Below are 16,036 nucleotides of genomic sequence, written 5' to 3'. Positions count from 1 at the left end.
AGCCAGCTAACAGATCCGGGGCAGTTGCTCGCCCGTCAGCATGTCGACAATTCGCTGCCCGCCAAACACCGTATGCAGCACCACGATGCCCGAGGGCTGCGCCACTACCTCGCCGATCACAGCCGCCCGCGCGCCAGCCGGGTGCGCATGCATCGCCGCGAGCACGCTTGATGCGGCGTGTGCGGGAACCAGCGCAACCAGCTTGCCTTCGTTCGCCAGATACAGCGGATCCAAGCCGAGTATCTCGCAAGCGCCCTTCACTTCCTCGCGGATCGGCAGCGCGTTTTCCTGGATGCGGATCGCCACACCCGACGACACCGCGAACTCGTTGAGCACCGTGGCGACACCGCCGCGCGTTGCGTCGCGCATGCAGTGGATGTCTGTGCACGCACCCAGCATTGCATCCACCAGTGACGCTAGCGGCGCGCAGTCGCTTGCTATATCGGACTGCAACGCAAGCTGTTTTCGTGCGATCAGGATTGCCGCGCCATGGTCGCCAAGAAAGCCGTTCACGATCACCACGTCGCCTGGCTGCGCCCGCCGCGCCGATATATTCACGCCGGGCGGCACGACCCCCACACCCGCTGTGTTGATGAAGAGTTTGTCTGCGCAACCGCGCTCGACCACCTTGGTGTCGCCCGTCACAATAGACACGCCCGCTTCGACCGCGACCCGCTGCATGCTTGCCGCCACGCGACGCAGAATATCTATCGCAAGGCCCTCTTCAATCACCATCCCGCACGATAGAAACAGCGGTTTCGCGCCCGACATGGCGAGGTCGTTGACCGTGCCCGATACCGCCAGCGTGCCTATGTCACCGCCGGGGAAAAACAACGGGTCGACCACGTAGCTATCGGTAGTGAACGCGAGCCGGTCGCCGAGACGCGTGAGGTCTGCGAGCGGAAACACAGCCTGGTCTTCGAGCGCGGCTAACGCGGGGTTATCAAAAGCGGTGACAAATACGTCCTCGATCAGATCGCGCATCGCCCGGCCGCCGCCGCCGTGCGCGAGATTGATCGTCACATCGCGTAGCCTGCCGATCCGGTCGTTCATGCCTGCGCTCCCTGCTTGAGCGTGTCCGACGCAGCGCCATGCGCATACAACGCCGATGTATCGATGCGTGCATAACGGTAATGCGCCGCGCACGCGCCTTCGCTTGATACCATCAACGATCCGAGCGGCGTTTCCGGCGTACACGCGGTGCCGAATACCTTGCACTGTTGCGGCTTGATAACGCCCTTGAGCACTTCGCCGCACTGGCAGGATTTCGGATCGGCGATCTTCAGGTTCGCGACGGGGAACTTGCGCTCGGCGTCGTAAGCGGCGAAGCGTTCGCGTATCCGCACGCCCGAATGATCAACCGATCCCAGCCCGCGCCATTCGAAAAATTCGCGCAGCTCGAACACTTGCTCGATCGCCGATAACGCCTGCGCATTGCCGTCTTCCGGCACGATCCTGCCGTACTGGTTCTCCACTTCGCAGCGGCCTTCGGCGATCTGACGCAGCACCATCCACACCGATTGCAGCACGTCCAGCGGTTCGAATCCGGCAACAGTAATTGGTCGCCGATAATGCTCTGCAATAAACCTGTACGGCCGCGTGCCGATCACCATGCTCACGTGTCCGGGTCCAAGGAAGCCGTCGAGATGCAGGTCGGGAGAATCGAGAATGGCCTTGATCGTCGGGATGATCGTGATGTGGTTGCAAAACAGCGAGAAGTTATTGATACGTTGGGCATGCGCTTGCAACACGGTCATCGCGGTGCTCGGCATGGTAGTTTCAAAACCCAGCCCGAAGAAGATCACCTCCCGATGCGGATTTGCGCGCGCAATAGCAAGTGCGTCGAGCGGCGAATAGACCATCCGTACATCAGCGCCGTCCGCCTTCGCTTTCAGCAGGCTCTTGCGCGAACCGGGAACACGCATCGCGTCGCCGAAGGTCGTGAAGATCACTTCAGAGCGCTCGGCGAGCGCTACGCAATCGTCCACGCGGCCCATCGGCAACACGCAGACCGGGCAACCGGGGCCGTGGACGAATTCGACTTCAGGAGGCAACATCTGGTGAATCCCATACCTGAAGATGGAATGCGTATGGCCGCCGCAAACCTCCATGATTTGCAGCGGCCGTTTAAGGCCGCCACGATCGTGCACAATCTGCTCGACCAGCCGATGGATCTCGCGCGTGAGCGTACGGGCTTTCTCCGGATCGCGGAATTCGTCGACGTATTTCATGGCACGCGCTCCCCTGCCGCTGTGTCAGGGACACTCAGGCTGCCGCGTTCATCAGCGAGCAGCGTATGGACCAGGTCCCACAGGATGTGATAAATCGCGACGTGAGTTTCCTGGATCCGATGAATGCTGTCACTCGGCACCACGAGGCAATGGTCGAGCGCACCCGGCGCCGCCATCTTGCCCCCGTCATGCCCGGCCAAGCCGATGGTCACTACGCCCATCTCCCGCGCTTTCGCGAATGCGGCGAGCAGGTTGTCCGAGTTACCGCTTGTCGATACCCCGATCAGCCCGTCGCCGCGACGCGCCTGCGCCACCAGTTGCCGAACGTAGATATGCGCGAAGCCGACGTCGTTGCCCACGGCCGTCATCATGGCTGTATCGGCGACGAGGTTGACCGCGGTGAGCGCCGGACGCCCGGCCGTTATCGGATGCAGGAACTCCACCGCGATGTGCGCGGCATCGCAACTCGAACCGCCGTTGCCCATTGAAAAGAGCCGCCCGTCACGGCGATAAACATCCGCGATCGCATGGGCTACAGCGATCACGGCGCTAGCGTTATCCGCGAAGAATGCGCGCTTCGCGTCGATGCTTGCCTGTGCCTTCTGCGCGACCGATTCGAGCAACGCGGCATCGAGCTTCGCCGCGTCCTGATGCTCACCGTGAAGAAACGGATACAGGCCCTGTAGCGCCCGATGTTCAGTCATGGCGCGCTCCGTTGTAGTGGTTGAACGTGTCAGGCTGCGGCGTGCCGCCTCCTTCCATCATCGCGGCCATCTCCGCCTGCGCTTCGCCGAGTTCACGCAACAGGGCAAGCGTGCGCATGGCTTCTGCTTCGTCGAGACGGCTCATCGCGAAGCCGACATGCACCAGCACCCAGTTGCCGACACACGCTGCCGGCGGCCGGTCGTCATCGACGATGAACGCGATATTGATGATCCGCTTCACCCCGCCTACATCGACTAATGCGAGGTTATTGTCCGCGTCGCTGATCTCGACGATCTGTCCCGGTATGCCTAAGCACATGACGTACTCCGTGGTTCAACAAACGCGCATGCAAGGGCACGCGCGGCAGTGATTGCCGCTTGCCCCAACGCAATGCCACCGTCGTTGGACGGTACCTGGCGATGTGCCAGTACATCAAAGCCGCATGCTACAAGGCGTGCGGTGAGCTGCTCGAACAGCACGCGGTTCTGCATGACCCCGCCGGAGAGAGCGATGGTTCTGACCTGCGTGGGTATAAGCAAACGGAGGGTCATCTGCACAATAACGATTGCCAGGCCCTTGTGAAAACGTGCGGCCATCACTCGTACCGGCGTGGCACGCAGCATGTCGTCGAGAAGCGCGATCCACATCGGTTTCGGATTGATCAACAACGAAGTATCCTTTTCCACGATTTCGAACGGATAGGCTCGCGCGTCGTCTTCATCGTGGAGCGTGCCGGTATCGATCAACGCTTCGAGTTCGATCGCCGCTTGCCCTTCGTATTGCACGCGTTCGCGGCATACACCGAGTGCCCCGGCGACTGCATCGAACAGACGCCCGGCCGAGCTTGCAACAGGACTATTAATCCCGCCGTCGATCATCTGATCGAGCAGCGTCAGCGGACGGTCGGCGAGAAAACGATGGAGGTCGAGCTTCGCATAGTGCTTCGCGAAACGCGGCCATCCAAGACTCGCGGACAGATGCGCATACGTGTTGCGCCACGGCTCGTAGATCGCGTGCGCGCCGCCGGGCAGAGCGACCGGTGTGAAGCTCGCGAGACGCTTGAAATTCACGTAGCCGCCGAGCAAAAATTCGCCGCCCCACAGCGCGTTGTCCAGGCCCATGCCGAGCCCGTCGAGCACGATGCCAAGAACGTCAATGCCCAGACCGATATCATTTTCGGCAAGGCACGCTGCGAGATGCGCGTGATGATGCTGGATCTCGGCGAGCGGCAAACACCGCTGCCGCGCGATATCGATACCGAGCTTGCGCGACAGATACTCAGGGTGCAGGTCGACTGCGACAAAGCGCGCTTCATGTTCGAACAAGTGTTGATAACGCGCGAGCGACACGCTGTAGTCGCGATACGTCTCGCTGTTCTCCAGTTCACCGATGTGATGCGACACGACCGCTTCGCCATCGCGCAGCAGGCAGAAGGTGTTTTTCTGCTGAGCACCCATTGCGAGGACCGGCGGCGCAGTAGCAAAATCACGCGGCAAACGCAACGGCGCAGGGGCATAACCGCGCGAGCGGCGTAGCAAGCGTGATGCTCCGCCCATGACCCGCGCGACCGAATCGTCCACGCGCCGGGCGATATCGCGGTCGTGCATCAGCCAAGCGTCTGCCATGCCTGCGAGGCGCTGGCGAGCCTCTTCGTTATCGATGCATTGCGGTTCGTCTGAGAGATTGCCGCTGGTCAACACGATGGGGCCGTCAAGCGATTGCATCAGCAGATGATGCAGCGGGGTTGACGGCAGCATGAAACCAAGTGTCGCGATACCCGGTGCAACGCCCGGAAACGGATCACGTGTGCCGCGATCGATCGTCGGAATGATGACGATTGGGCCGGCGGAGCTTTCAAGCGGGACTTCGTCCGCCGCGCTCACCACGCAATAGCGCTCAATCATTGCCACGTCGCGCGCCAGCAACGCAAACGGCTTGCACTCGCGATGTTTCAGCGCACGCAATTTCGCAACGGCAGCGTGATCTGACGCGGCGCATGCAAGCTGAAAACCGCCAAGCCCTTTGATGGCGACTATCTTGCCGCGCTCGATAAGGCGGCGTGTCGCATCCAGCGGATCATCTTCTGCAATTGAACCATCGGCGTGCTCGAGCCACAGTCGCGGCCCGCAAGCCGGGCACGCAATCGGTTGCGCATGGAAGCGCCGGTCGTCCGGATCGTCATATTCATTTGCACAGGCATCACATAACGCAAACGCTGCCATCGTGGTGTTCGGGCGGTCATAAGGGATCGACTGGACAATCGACAAGCGCGGCCCGCAATGCGTGCAGTTCGTGAACGCATAACCATACCGCCGGCTCGACGGGTCAAACGTTTCGTCGATACACGCACGGCACGTGACCGCGTCCGGCACGACACCGGTACGCGCGTGGCTACTTGTACTCGCGACAATCCGAAAGCCGCCGGAAGGCGGTGGTATCTCGTGCAAAGCGTAACGTTCGATGGCATCAATCCGCCCAAGCGGTGGGCACTCGCTTCGCAAACGCTCGACAAATTCGTCGAGCGTACGTGTGTTGGCCCATGCGTGAATCAGCACACCTTCGCTGTCGTTGCCTACATCGCCGCTCACGCCGCACGCACGCGCAAGACGCCATACTGTCGGCCTGAAGCCTACGCCCTGCACCAGTCCGCGCACACGAATGACCTCACCGACCCGTGATGTCACGGGCGGTTCGTCGCGGACCGGCGGCAGGCACAGGCTCATGGCCGCGTCCGTCACATGTTGCGAATACGGATATAGCGGCGGATATCCTTCAGGTTCGCCGCAACGCCAACAATCAGCCCTGACAATAACAAGTACTTCAGCAAGAACCTCATCATGCTCTCCAGTGGTCCTGCGACACGCATCCAGCGTTGACCGAGGTGGTCTGCGCCTGCATGCTTTCGATCATTGTTTCAATGGTGTCTACTGCTTTGTCTACCGCCACCGCGACGGGGGCACTCAGTCCCATGCGCCCCTCTTGCCCATCCTCCGTCCCGAGACTTTCCGGCTCACAACCGATCAGAACAATACGTCCGACTTCACCACCCATCGCTTGCACGGCCTGAAGGACTTTCGCCGGATCGAGATCATGTGGCGACAACAGAACGGGCGAAGCATCACCTTCAAAACCATCGTTGTTGTTCTTTGTAGAGGGCTCGACGATGTACAACGTGCCCGGTGGCCCATCCCGATGCGTTGCATCGACGAGGATGGCAAGGTCCACACCATCCAGCAGCGTGTAATACAGATCGATTCCCCGGATTCCATAGTCGATCACCCGCACATTCGGTGGCCACGCGTCGGTCCGTCTTTCGTGTAGACGCCGCACGACCTCGACGCCGAAACCGTCGTCACCCAGGAAGACGTTGCCAACTCCTGCCACCAGCATCGAAGTCATGAGGCCCCCTCCTCACGCAACGGCTCGATCTCGTCGGGCGCGAAAAAGAAGCGATGACCCGGCATACGCGCAAGGCCGAAGTCACGCCCGGGATCGGAGTCGATCGTCACCGCTACATGGACGTGATCCTCGAAATCGCGCTCAATGGATTCGATGGTCGCTATCTGATCGCGCAGAGCCAGGTCGAAGATATCGGCGCGGGCGTGGGGATGCAGCACGACGCGCGCCCCGACCTGCAACGCCACGCCGTCGACGTTGACGCAAGAAAGCCGTGGCTTGGCGTCAAGCTCGGCCCAGGGAGCCATGTCTTCGGGCGCCTCACCTGTTTCCTCGGACACGTCAGGCCAACCCTGGCCCGACCCCGCGCGCACTTCACGCAAGGTTCCATGCAGCCGCTGCAAGTCGCTGGCTGTCAGGTTTTCCGTGCGTTCGAGCAGCGCGCGTGAGCGTTCATCGCCAGCGGCCATCTCGCGCTTTTCCGCGTCGGTCATGGTGAGGATTCGCAGCGTCAGGATCTCGTCGATCTCGGTGGCATCGAAGAGATCGCCTGCGCTTTCCGGCGCGACCTGCGGGTAGTCGTAGAGGATGATCGGCGCCGCGAGCATGGTGTCGTGGCGTTCACCGGAGCCGACCAGCACCGGCCATAAGCTGATATTCGTGCAACCCGCAACGGCCTCAGCGAGTTCGTCCGGCGGTTCGATTGACGAGACGAACGCCGCCCCCTCCACGGCCAACACTGCATGGCATGACAGCAAAGCGAATGATGAAGCAGCATCGCGATTCAAACGCTGCGGTTCATCGACCGGTGTCACGTTGACTATGCGTACCGTGAGCCTGAAGGTGCGTTCGTCGATCCGCGTTGCGCAGCATTCCACACGGCCAACGATCGCCGCCCGCGTGCGCACAAGCGCGCCGCGCACGCGGCCATCCGTTTCCGCCAGCGGTTCCACAGCACGGCTTCCGGCCAGCGAAAACGGCAGACGTAACCCCGCTATGCACAATTCCCCAAGCTTCAATACCGGGACTTCGACGTGTTGTTCACCGGCTTCCTGCCACGCGTCGAAACGCCGGCCGCCCACTTCCAGCGAAGCCACCGACCGGGACGAGCCTTCATCTAGGCCTGTCCATGCAGACGCAGGCTCACTCAACTCACGCACGTCCCGCTCGATCAGATGCAGAAAACATGGACGTACCGTTACGCGCGTTTCATCATCGCCTTGAATCACGCATTCGGTCTGCATCATCGATGCATCGCTGCCGGACCAGTCGGCCCACGCTCGCGGATACACGCTCCCAAAAGTCCAGCGCTGCCGGTTCTTCACCGAGGACGGTCTGTACGGATAAAGCATGTACCCCTCGTACAGCACGGCCTGAACGATCCCCTCGATAGCGTTCATTTCAAGCCTCCCTGCGCGGGCCACGCCTGTTCGCTGCGTGTCTCGTCCAGCAAGGACGTGAGTGCTTGGTCCCAGCCGGTCAAACCTCGCTCGATCCGATAACGCTCCAGCCGCTCGAACACGTCGCGCTGCACGCACATCCATGAAGTGTTCGGGTAGTAGTAGTCCCGCATCGCGCGCCAGGTTGCAACCGGCAGGCGGAACGCGGCCTCCTTGTGCCACGGAACGCGCGCGACTTGCAACGTGCCGTCGCTCTCGCGATAAAAAATCGTGCCGCTGAATTGCAGCATCAAGGGAATCTCTCCCTCTGCGTTTGCCAGCGCCTCGAAATACTTTGCGGCTGCCACATTGAAGTCGAACGTGCACGGCACCGGAAGATCGACCGTGCAGGTTTCAGTGAACGAAGGAACAGCAGCACTTGCGTGCGTCCACAACAGGGTTCGCAACGTCTGCGACCAGCGCTGCGGTACGCCGAACAATTCGCTAAGCCGCGCCTGATCGAGCGGATCGTAAGTTCGCCGGGTCGCTTCTATCTGGATCTGGCAATGCAGCGCAAGGCTCGCGATTTCCTCTCTAGCACTCAACCCGTTCGACGCGCCCTTATTACTCACGCGCAGCTTGAACAACAGCAACGGCGAAACCGAATTCAGCGCAACTTCCGCACCCTCGACGACGAAGTCAAGATCAGGCATTCGGCACTCCCTCGGGCAAACGCTCGCCCGCTTTCAGCGCCGCAAAACAAGCGTGAATCGCGCGCCATGCATCCACACCACCCGACAATCCGCGCCAGCGCGCCCGGATCACGCCGGTCAATGCGTAACACTGGTCGATAGGCACGCGATAATGCTCGCGCGCGCCTTCCACGCGATTCACCAATAGCGCCTCGACATCGGGTTCGAGGGTATCGAGGATGGGGTTGTCGGCAACCAGACGGTCCCACGCACTCAGATCAAGCGACGACTGCATCGCGCCGGCAGCACCCGGATACATCGCGATCACGCGTTGCGCCGCCGAGTCCTTATAGAAAAATGCAATGCCGATCGGGATCGCCAATGCGTCCCATTGGTCGTCGCTCAAATGAAATTCGCTGAGCCAGCGAACGTTTTCCGACACCCGCTTGTAGCGCGCGTTTTGCTGGCTCCCGAACAGCAACGCGCACGCGCGGCAGCAGCACCGCAACGCGTGTTGTTCCAGTTCGAGCAGATGAGGATGAGTGCCGTCGAGCGGTTCGCCGCACAGTTCACATAGCGCGGCCACCGGCGGCCGGGCGAACGCGCGCAGCGCAGCTACCCAGCCACGTTGCCCGGTTTGCCCGGGTTGCTCCCCCCCGCGTGCATTCATGATGTTGGCAGCGTTGCGACAAACCGCAGCTCATGGACATTGACGTCCGGCATCCCGTCTATTTCAATGCGCGCCACGTCCGGCGCCTGTTCAAAAATCGCCCGCTCGATATCGTTCTGCACATCGGCAGGCGTAACGTGCTTGCCAGTCAGCACGCCCGCCAGACGAACGCGTACCAGGTCCTCCCCTGCATCGACCAGTTCGATCCTCACGCCTTGCGCACCAAGCGGCGCCCGCAGTCCCTCGACCGCATGCGCGACGCGGCTAGCCAGGTCCTGCGGATGCAACCCATGCAGCAACAACAATGCGCTGACCTGTTTGTCCTGCATCAGCCGGGCGACGATCGGACCATCAGCGCCATCCGCCTCGGTCACGATCTCCGCCAGCCGGGCAAGGCCGCTTGCATGCAGATCGAGCACCACCTGCAACAATGCCTGCGCAATATCGCGCGCATGCGTGTCGTCCAGTGCCGCCAGTGCTGCAATCAATTCGTCGATGCGCCGTTGTTGTTCCTCAAGCACGCGCGCGTCGCTCATGAGTGCCCTCCCGGCTTCATGCCCGGCGGAACGCCGAAGGTCGGCGAGTGCGCGACATCGACGGTCTTGCCATCCCCGACATACATATGGACACCGCACGGCAGGCACGGATCGAAGCTGCGCACCGCCCGCATGATGTCGATACCCTTGAACTTGTCCGGCCCGTTCTCTTCGAAGATGGGCGTATTTTGCACCGCGTCTTCATACGGTCCGGGCGTGCCGTAGATATCGCGCGGATTCGCATTCCACGGGGTTGGCGGATACGGGTGGTAGTTCGCTATCTTGCCGCCCTTGATCACCAGGTGATGCGACAACACCCCGCGCACCGCTTCATGAAAACCGCAGCCGATAGCTTCATCGGGTACCTGGAACGGCGTGAATGTGCGGGTATGGCCCGCATGCAATTCGGCCAGCGCCTTCTCCGCGAAATGCAGCGCACACGCGGCCGAATAGGCCTGAAAATAGGTGCGCGCACGATCACGTTCAATCGCGTTGCTCCACTTCGGGATCTTCCATTCGAACTCGACTTCGGGTTTAAGCGCCGTCTTCGGCAAATAGATCTTCACGCTGTGACCAGTGGACTTCACATAGCCGATATCCACCAGGCCCGCGAGCGCTGTCGTCCACAACCGTGCAATCGGTCCACCGCCGGTATCCAGCGCGAGGTAATCGCCCGTGCGCTTGTCGTACCAGCGCGGAGACATGACCCACGTGTAGTTGCCGTCGAACTTGCGTTTCTGCGGCCGTGGCAAGGTGGTCTGGTTCCACGGATGCTTGCGATCGATCGAATTTCCCAGAGGGTCTTGCCGGACAAAGGTCTGTTCATGATCCCAGTCATCGTAGAACGAACTGCCGAGCAAAATGCGGATGTTCAGGTTGATCTCGACCAGATCCGTGGTGACCAGTTCGCCGTCCACCACCACGCCGGGCGTGACGAACATGCTGCGGCCCCAGTCGGTCATGGTCTTGTAGTTGTAGTCGCATACGTCCGGGTCCTGGAACGAGCCCCAGCACCCCAGCAGAATCCTGCGACGGCCGACTTCCTCATAACCCGGCAGCGCTTCATAAAAGAAATCGAACAGGTCGTCATGCAGCGGCACGACCTTCTTCATGAACTCCACATACTTCATCAAACGGGTGATGTAGTCGGTGAACAGCTGCACGGTCGGCACTGTCCCCACTCCACCCGGATACAGCGTTGACGGATGCACGTGACGGCCTTCCATCAGGCAGAACATCTCGCGCGTATAACGGCTCACATGGAGCGTCTCGCGATAGAACTCGCCGGTGAACGGATTCAGCGCGGTCATGATGTCCGCGATAGTCTTGTAGCCGTGAATCTCCGCGTGCGGCGAGGCGGCTTTCTGCGCTTTCTCCCATACGCCGGGGTTGGTTTCCTTGACCATCTGCTCGCAGAAATCCACGCCGACCAGATTGTCCTGGAAGATGTTGTGATCGAACATGTACTCGGCCGCTTCGCCAAGATTGACGATCCATTCCGCGATGTTCGGCGGCTTCACGCCGTACGCCATGTTCTGCGCATACACCGAGCAGGTCGCGTGGTTGTCGCCGCAGATGCCGCAGATCCGGCTGGTAATGAAGTGCGCGTCGCGTGGGTCTTTGCCTTTCATGAAGATGCTGTAGCCGCGAAAAATCGACGACGTGCTGTAGCACTCGGCGACCTTGCGCTGCTCGAAATCGATCTTCGTATAAATGCCGAGACTGCCAACGATCCGCGTAATCGGGTCCCAGTTCATCTCGACCAGTTTGCCAGGCTGTGACGCCGTGCCCGACTTCAGTTCAGGTGCCGCAATGTCCGCCATGACCCCCTCCTGGATACTTCTGCCTCTCTCCGCGACCGCCGTGATGTTGATCAGCGGCGGTATCCGCATATGCTCCGCGCAACAAACAGTTCAGGGACGGTAACCAGTCGTCAGCGTGGGACGGTTATGCCGCCATTTCGGTTCCTCGTTGACGGTCGAATTGGTCAGCTTGCGCAGGCTGCGGATAAGTCCGCCGTAAGACTTGATGAGATTCGACGAAAGGACCGCACCCGGAGGCTCGTCCATGAACGGCATGAACTTGTCAGGGAACCCGGGCATCGTGCAGCCGATACAGATTCCGCCCACGTTAGGACACCCGCCCACGCCGTTGATCCAGCCGCGTTTGGGAACGTTGCAGTTGACCACCGGCCCCCAGCATCCGAGCTTGACAATACAGTTCGGACTCCCGTATTCCTTCGCGAACAGCGCCTGTTCGTAGGAACCCGCGCGGTCGCATCCATCGTGCACGGTGCGCTGGAACAGCCACTTGGGACGAAGAGCCGCGTCCAGCGGAATCATGGGCGCGAGGCCCGCCAGTTGATACAGCAGGTATAGCAGCGTCTCCATGAAGTTGTCCGGCTGAACCGGACAACCCGGGACGTTCACAATAGGCAGGCCCGCTTTCGATTTCCAGTCCCAGCCAAGATAGTCCGCAAGGCCCATGCAGCCCGTGGGATTGCCTTCCATCGCATGAATGCCACCGTAGGTCGCGCACGTGCCCGCACCGACCACGGCCAGCGCTTTAGGCGCCAGGCGATCGAGCCATTGCGGAATCGTGATCGGTTCATGCGTGTCGGGGTCCGTTCCCATGGCAGCCCAGTACCCCTCTCGATTGATCTTCTCGTTCGGGATCGAGCCTTCCATGACCAGCACGAAATTGTCCATCTCACCCCGCGCTGCAGCATGAAACGGCGCCATGAACTCCGCGCCGTTTTCATAAGCCAACACCGGATTGTGCAGATGAACCTTCGGTAGTCCGGGGATGGCGCCGAGCAGCACGTCTTCAATGCTAGGCTGCGTGGCGGCGGTGATCGATACGGAATCGCCGTCGCAACCGAGGCCCGCGGTGATCCACAGGATATGTACTTCACTCAGTGCAGGGGCGTGTTGAGTTTTGCGGCCATACGGAATGGCGCTTGCCGGATCCATGGTGGAACCTCCTCGCCTGCTGGCGAATTAGCGACGTCCCCGCGGATTGCAACGTGTCGGTTGCCGGCCGTGGCGGGGAACCGCCTTTAGCGAACGAGCAGACGCGGCGATCAATCAATTGTCGCCATGGCCTGGCTGTTCGCTCGTCTCTCCGGTGTGCGTTGGGCCGATAGTCAGACCTCTATTAAACCTATCGCCCGCATGACCGTGTTTTTTATTCTCTTAAATATAGTTCGTAACGCCGGTCAATCAACCGGTTTCTGCAAAGGTTTTCCCGGACGCCTGGCGTGATAACCCGGGCGCTTGCGTTCTCAGTCGGTTTTTCTAACACGCAGGAAATATGCTTGTTTAACGATCTGAGTTGAACGTCAGCTTCGCGAACACGAACAGGACGCGCGGTAGTGGCATGCTTTACCGCAGCCCGCTTTAACGAGGGGATATTGCTACCCGATGCGTGCCCTTGTCCACCTCGATCCCCCAGCCTTGATAGACGCCCGACGCCCCATGATTCGCTGTTGCACTGCGGGGTAACACCATGGACTACCGGGCTTGCGTCTTCGCGTAGGACCGCGGAATGGTTGCGAACAACGCGCATTCATTTCAGGCCGCACGCCGTCTTTATTTCATTAAAACTTGTGACGAATGCCGACTCGCACGACGGCCTGATGGTCATTGCTTGAGGGCGACGACTGATTATTGATGGATGCCACCGCTGCGTGATCAAGCGAGTCCGTACCCGATGCCTTCTGGTAGATACCCAGCAAGTACACATCGGTCCTCTTCGAAAGGAAATAATCCAGGCCGGCCATTCCCTGATGATAAGTTGCGCCGCCGTTGGTTCCCGTTGCCGATGAAACGCTGCTGCTCTTCGTATAGTCGTAAGCGAGTCCCACGAGCAGCGCAGGCGTGATCTGATACTTGAAGTTCGCTTCCGCATTGTTGAAATGCACGCTGCCCGTGTAGCCGGACGCGTTCGGGCCGCTGCTGGTATCGCCGAGATCCTTGAACGCAACATTCGAATAAGTGAAACCAAGAGTCGATGCCCCGAACGAATAAGCGCCGCCCACGCTCGCGACCTGGTAAGTGCGTGCGGACAGGAAGCCGCTATAAATGGGGTATGCGGAGTTGGCCGCGGTAACCGAAGGGGTGCCCGAAGTGGCGTTGCCGAAGAAGCTCACGTTCGAATTGCGCACGTTCATGTAACCGGCGCCGAGGACCAGCGGCCCACGGTTGTAACCCATGCCGACTGACCACGCCTGGTTGCGGGTGGCATCGCCGGCTACGCCACCGAGGCTGTACATGCCGCCAAACGAGAAACCGCCATATGACAGGCTCTTTAGTTTGACGGCGTTGTTGGTGCGAACCGAGTTGTTCAGGTTGTCCAGGTCACCCGGATGAGCGCCAATGTTCCCGGCCCATTGCGACCCGGCTTCCAGCGGTCCGACGAAGTCTGCGTTGACGTCATATTGCCGCCCGATTGTAACCGTACCCCACTGACTCGACAATCCGACAAAGGCCTGGCGTCCGAATTCCAGGCCGCCCTGACTGAATTTGCCGGTGCTGGGGTCGAAACCGTTTTCAAGTGTGAATATCGCATTCAGACCGCCACCCAGGTCTTCAACGCCCTTGAAACCCCAGCGGCTTCCCTGACTCACGCCGCCTTGCATTGCATACGAACGACCGCCGTTCATGTTGCTGTTGTAGTTAATACCTTCATCGATAATGCCGTAAAGCGTGACGCTGCTTTGCGCATTCGCTGCACTGGCGAGCGTGCCGAACAGGGCGGCACTGAAAAGGACTTTCTTCATGGATGGATCTCCTGATTCGTCGTTGTTGTTAAGGCCAAAGCTTCGCCCTGCACGAACGCTGGAACGTTCATGCAGAGACCGGAAATTGATGGGTCTTGTTAGTCGTTAAAAGCGTTAAAAGATATCGGGCTATGCTTCTCTTGCCACCGAAGCCCGGATCGCGAAACTCAAAGTGACCGACTTCACGCGCGTGCGCGTAACGGCACCATGCCGCACCAGAACATCCAGTCGGTGCCCGTTTCAACGTCGTATTTCCGCACGCGTCGAAGCCGACCGTCGGCGGCGATCTGAAACACGCTCAGCGCCGCGTTGACCGTGCGCACCGTGTTGCCGTCACGCACATCGAGCGGTTCGATCTCAGCGGAAACGAGCATGCGTCCATTTGGATGAAGGGAAAACGTGCGCGGATGAAAGCTGTCCGTGGCCGCTGTCTGGACCAGTACCGGCTCGCCAGTCTGCTGGTCGATACGGAACACCGCTATGCTGTTTTCTCCTCCCGCGAATACTTTCTTGCCACCGAAGTCCGTGGTGGCGTCGGCACGATTGGCGACGTAGACCAAGCGCCCGTCACGCGACATATGAATGGGACCCGCGAGCTGTTGCGGATGAACGTCGCTGGGACGAGCGAGAGTCGTCTTGATGAAACGCGCCTGTGGTGCAAGCCGTCCCGCTTTCAGATCGAACATCTGCAACTGGTTTTCACGTTCCATGGATACATACATCCACGGCTTCGCCGGATGAAAATCCACATGACGCGGGCCGAAGCCGAAACCACCGTTAGGCGCAACTGATTGCTCGCCTGTGAGCTGCCCGTCTTCGAGACGGAATACTTTCAGTGCACCGGGATCCTCGGGCTTGCTTGCGGTTGCGTCGTTTCCGCGTGTGGGGAGGACAACGGTGCAATCGTCGGGCGCAACACGGACCTGATGAGCATAAATGCCGGCGTCTACGGCGTGTTGCTGGGCCACCGCTTCGCCCATGGCACCATCTGCTGCAAGCCGATGCACAGTAAGGTCACTCGGGGCGTTATAGGCGACCAGCAGGTATTGGCCTTTGGGGTCGAGCGTGACATTCACCGGCCGGTTCTTCAGAATCAACGGTTCGCCGAAAGGCGATAGCCTGCCCGTTGCCTGATCGATTCGCAGGACGGACACGCCGTGATGATTGTCGGCCTTCGTGGAATAGCGGTTACTGAATGCGACGTATAGCAATGGCAACGCAGGATGCGCCCACGCATATTGAATTGCCTCCGGCAACACAGTCTCGCTGTCGCGTATCAACGTTTGCGCTTGCGTGTCCGGCCGGTACACCGTCAACGTTGCACCCACCGCCACGTAGAACGCGGCGTCTTCCGACGTACGCGCTGCCCTGCTTAGCGAAGGCGCAACCGCTGTGGCCGTTGCAGCAGCGACGCCCGCGCAGAATCTGCGGCGCCCGATTTTCCGGGGCCAGTCGCCATAATCTTGCGTCATTGTTTTGTCTCCTGCTTCGATATTTATACGAGCCGGTTTGATCGCATCCGGCGAAGTCATCGCGTCGACTGTTTGCATGCGGCAGCCCGGGTCGTGCATGAAAAGCACGACCCGGTGAATACCTTGGATTTAGACTGCCGATCGATTGTTAAAACGTTGGCGCGTCATGCGAACG

15 protein-coding genes are annotated in these 16,036 nt (G+C 60.3%); all 15 read right to left on the bottom strand.

All coding sequences use genetic code 11. From position 1 onward, the window contains the following. Window positions 1-6: 6 nt before the first annotated feature. The gene (gene hypE, locus SBC1_RS08215; RefSeq protein WP_165090315.1) at window positions 7-1,053 is read right to left on the bottom strand and encodes a hydrogenase expression/formation protein HypE; all 1,047 of its coding nucleotides are present in this window, start codon (window positions 1,051-1,053) and stop codon (window positions 7-9) included. Then, window positions 1,050-2,231, bottom strand: a complete 1,182-nt coding sequence (gene hypD / locus SBC1_RS08210; RefSeq protein ID WP_165090312.1) for a hydrogenase formation protein HypD — start codon at window positions 2,229-2,231, stop codon at window positions 1,050-1,052. Before hypD ends, hypE begins: the two co-directional genes overlap by 4 nt. Further along, window positions 2,228-2,935 (bottom strand): SIS domain-containing protein, encoded by a 708-nt coding sequence (locus SBC1_RS08205; protein ID WP_165090307.1) that lies wholly within the window; start codon window positions 2,933-2,935, stop codon window positions 2,228-2,230. Before SBC1_RS08205 ends, hypD begins: the two co-directional genes overlap by 4 nt. Further along, window positions 2,928-3,254 carry a HypC/HybG/HupF family hydrogenase formation chaperone gene (locus SBC1_RS08200; protein ID WP_165090303.1) on the bottom strand — a complete coding sequence of 109 codons (327 nt, stop codon included), beginning with the start codon at window positions 3,252-3,254 and terminating at the stop codon, window positions 2,928-2,930. The genes SBC1_RS08205 and SBC1_RS08200 overlap by 8 nt, the downstream gene beginning before the upstream one ends. Continuing rightward, window positions 3,245-5,659 (bottom strand): carbamoyltransferase HypF, encoded by a 2,415-nt coding sequence (gene hypF, locus SBC1_RS08195; protein ID WP_165090300.1) that lies wholly within the window; start codon window positions 5,657-5,659, stop codon window positions 3,245-3,247. The genes SBC1_RS08200 and hypF overlap by 10 nt, the downstream gene beginning before the upstream one ends. An 11-nt stretch (window positions 5,660-5,670) precedes the next feature. Then, the gene (locus tag SBC1_RS40515; protein WP_371826747.1) at window positions 5,671-5,775 is read right to left on the bottom strand and encodes a hypothetical protein; all 105 of its coding nucleotides are present in this window, start codon (window positions 5,773-5,775) and stop codon (window positions 5,671-5,673) included. Beyond that, window positions 5,772-6,335, bottom strand: a complete 564-nt coding sequence (locus tag SBC1_RS08190) for a hydrogenase maturation protease (RefSeq protein ID WP_165090297.1) — start codon at window positions 6,333-6,335, stop codon at window positions 5,772-5,774. The genes SBC1_RS40515 and SBC1_RS08190 overlap by 4 nt, the downstream gene beginning before the upstream one ends. Continuing rightward, the gene (locus tag SBC1_RS08185) at window positions 6,332-7,732 is read right to left on the bottom strand and encodes a hypothetical protein (protein WP_165090293.1); all 1,401 of its coding nucleotides are present in this window, start codon (window positions 7,730-7,732) and stop codon (window positions 6,332-6,334) included. The genes SBC1_RS08190 and SBC1_RS08185 overlap by 4 nt, the downstream gene beginning before the upstream one ends. Next, window positions 7,729-8,424: a DUF6084 family protein gene (locus SBC1_RS08180; protein WP_165090289.1), complete on the bottom strand. Its 696-nt coding sequence runs from the start codon at window positions 8,422-8,424 to the stop codon at window positions 7,729-7,731. Before SBC1_RS08180 ends, SBC1_RS08185 begins: the two co-directional genes overlap by 4 nt. After that, on the bottom strand, window positions 8,417-9,073 hold the full coding sequence (locus tag SBC1_RS08175; RefSeq protein ID WP_207958430.1) for a DUF5947 family protein: 657 nt from the start codon (window positions 9,071-9,073) through the stop codon (window positions 8,417-8,419). The genes SBC1_RS08180 and SBC1_RS08175 overlap by 8 nt, the downstream gene beginning before the upstream one ends. Next, complete coding sequence (locus SBC1_RS08170) at window positions 9,070-9,609, bottom strand: NifU family protein (protein WP_165090286.1); 540 nt, start codon at window positions 9,607-9,609, stop codon at window positions 9,070-9,072. The genes SBC1_RS08175 and SBC1_RS08170 overlap by 4 nt, the downstream gene beginning before the upstream one ends. Further along, the gene (locus SBC1_RS08165; RefSeq protein ID WP_165090283.1) at window positions 9,606-11,432 is read right to left on the bottom strand and encodes a nickel-dependent hydrogenase large subunit; all 1,827 of its coding nucleotides are present in this window, start codon (window positions 11,430-11,432) and stop codon (window positions 9,606-9,608) included. The genes SBC1_RS08170 and SBC1_RS08165 overlap by 4 nt, the downstream gene beginning before the upstream one ends. A gap of 90 nt (window positions 11,433-11,522) precedes the next feature. Beyond that, window positions 11,523-12,581 carry a hydrogenase expression protein HypE gene (locus SBC1_RS08160; RefSeq protein ID WP_165090280.1) on the bottom strand — a complete coding sequence of 353 codons (1,059 nt, stop codon included), beginning with the start codon at window positions 12,579-12,581 and terminating at the stop codon, window positions 11,523-11,525. Between the two features lie 626 nt (window positions 12,582-13,207). Continuing rightward, window positions 13,208-14,389, bottom strand: a complete 1,182-nt coding sequence (locus tag SBC1_RS08155; RefSeq protein ID WP_165090277.1) for a porin — start codon at window positions 14,387-14,389, stop codon at window positions 13,208-13,210. A gap of 182 nt (window positions 14,390-14,571) precedes the next feature. Further along, complete coding sequence (locus SBC1_RS08150) at window positions 14,572-15,861, bottom strand: beta-propeller fold lactonase family protein (protein WP_165090275.1); 1,290 nt, start codon at window positions 15,859-15,861, stop codon at window positions 14,572-14,574. Between the last annotated feature and the right edge of the window lie 175 nt (window positions 15,862-16,036).

The sequence above is a fragment of the Caballeronia sp. SBC1 genome (genome assembly GCF_011493005.1).
In the GTDB taxonomy this organism is placed as follows: domain Bacteria; phylum Pseudomonadota; class Gammaproteobacteria; order Burkholderiales; family Burkholderiaceae; genus Caballeronia.
The sequence above is the reverse complement of the archived record's forward strand: the minus strand, read 5'-3'. Positions and strand labels throughout refer to the sequence as shown.

Coding starts and splice junctions, on each gene's coding strand:
- SBC1_RS08205 (WP_165090307.1), bottom strand. CDS start 2,935: ATGACTGAACATCGGGCGCTACAGGGCCTGTATCCGTTTCTTCACGGT.
- SBC1_RS08165 (WP_165090283.1), bottom strand. CDS start 11,432: ATGGCGGACATTGCGGCACCTGAACTGAAGTCGGGCACGGCGTCACAG.
- SBC1_RS08190 (WP_165090297.1), bottom strand. CDS start 6,335: ATGACTTCGATGCTGGTGGCAGGAGTTGGCAACGTCTTCCTGGGTGAC.
- SBC1_RS08155 (WP_165090277.1), bottom strand. CDS start 14,389: ATGAAGAAAGTCCTTTTCAGTGCCGCCCTGTTCGGCACGCTCGCCAGT.
- hypD (WP_165090312.1), bottom strand. CDS start 2,231: ATGAAATACGTCGACGAATTCCGCGATCCGGAGAAAGCCCGTACGCTC.
- hypF (WP_165090300.1), bottom strand. CDS start 5,659: ATGAGCCTGTGCCTGCCGCCGGTCCGCGACGAACCGCCCGTGACATCA.
- hypE (WP_165090315.1), bottom strand. CDS start 1,053: ATGAACGACCGGATCGGCAGGCTACGCGATGTGACGATCAATCTCGCG.
- SBC1_RS08200 (WP_165090303.1), bottom strand. CDS start 3,254: ATGTGCTTAGGCATACCGGGACAGATCGTCGAGATCAGCGACGCGGAC.
- SBC1_RS08185 (WP_165090293.1), bottom strand. CDS start 7,732: ATGAACGCTATCGAGGGGATCGTTCAGGCCGTGCTGTACGAGGGGTAC.
- SBC1_RS40515 (WP_371826747.1), bottom strand. CDS start 5,775: ATGATGAGGTTCTTGCTGAAGTACTTGTTATTGTCAGGGCTGATTGTT.
- SBC1_RS08175 (WP_207958430.1), bottom strand. CDS start 9,073: ATGAATGCACGCGGGGGGGAGCAACCCGGGCAAACCGGGCAACGTGGC.
- SBC1_RS08160 (WP_165090280.1), bottom strand. CDS start 12,581: ATGGATCCGGCAAGCGCCATTCCGTATGGCCGCAAAACTCAACACGCC.
- SBC1_RS08150 (WP_165090275.1), bottom strand. CDS start 15,861: ATGACGCAAGATTATGGCGACTGGCCCCGGAAAATCGGGCGCCGCAGA.
- SBC1_RS08170 (WP_165090286.1), bottom strand. CDS start 9,609: ATGAGCGACGCGCGCGTGCTTGAGGAACAACAACGGCGCATCGACGAA.
- SBC1_RS08180 (WP_165090289.1), bottom strand. CDS start 8,424: ATGCCTGATCTTGACTTCGTCGTCGAGGGTGCGGAAGTTGCGCTGAAT.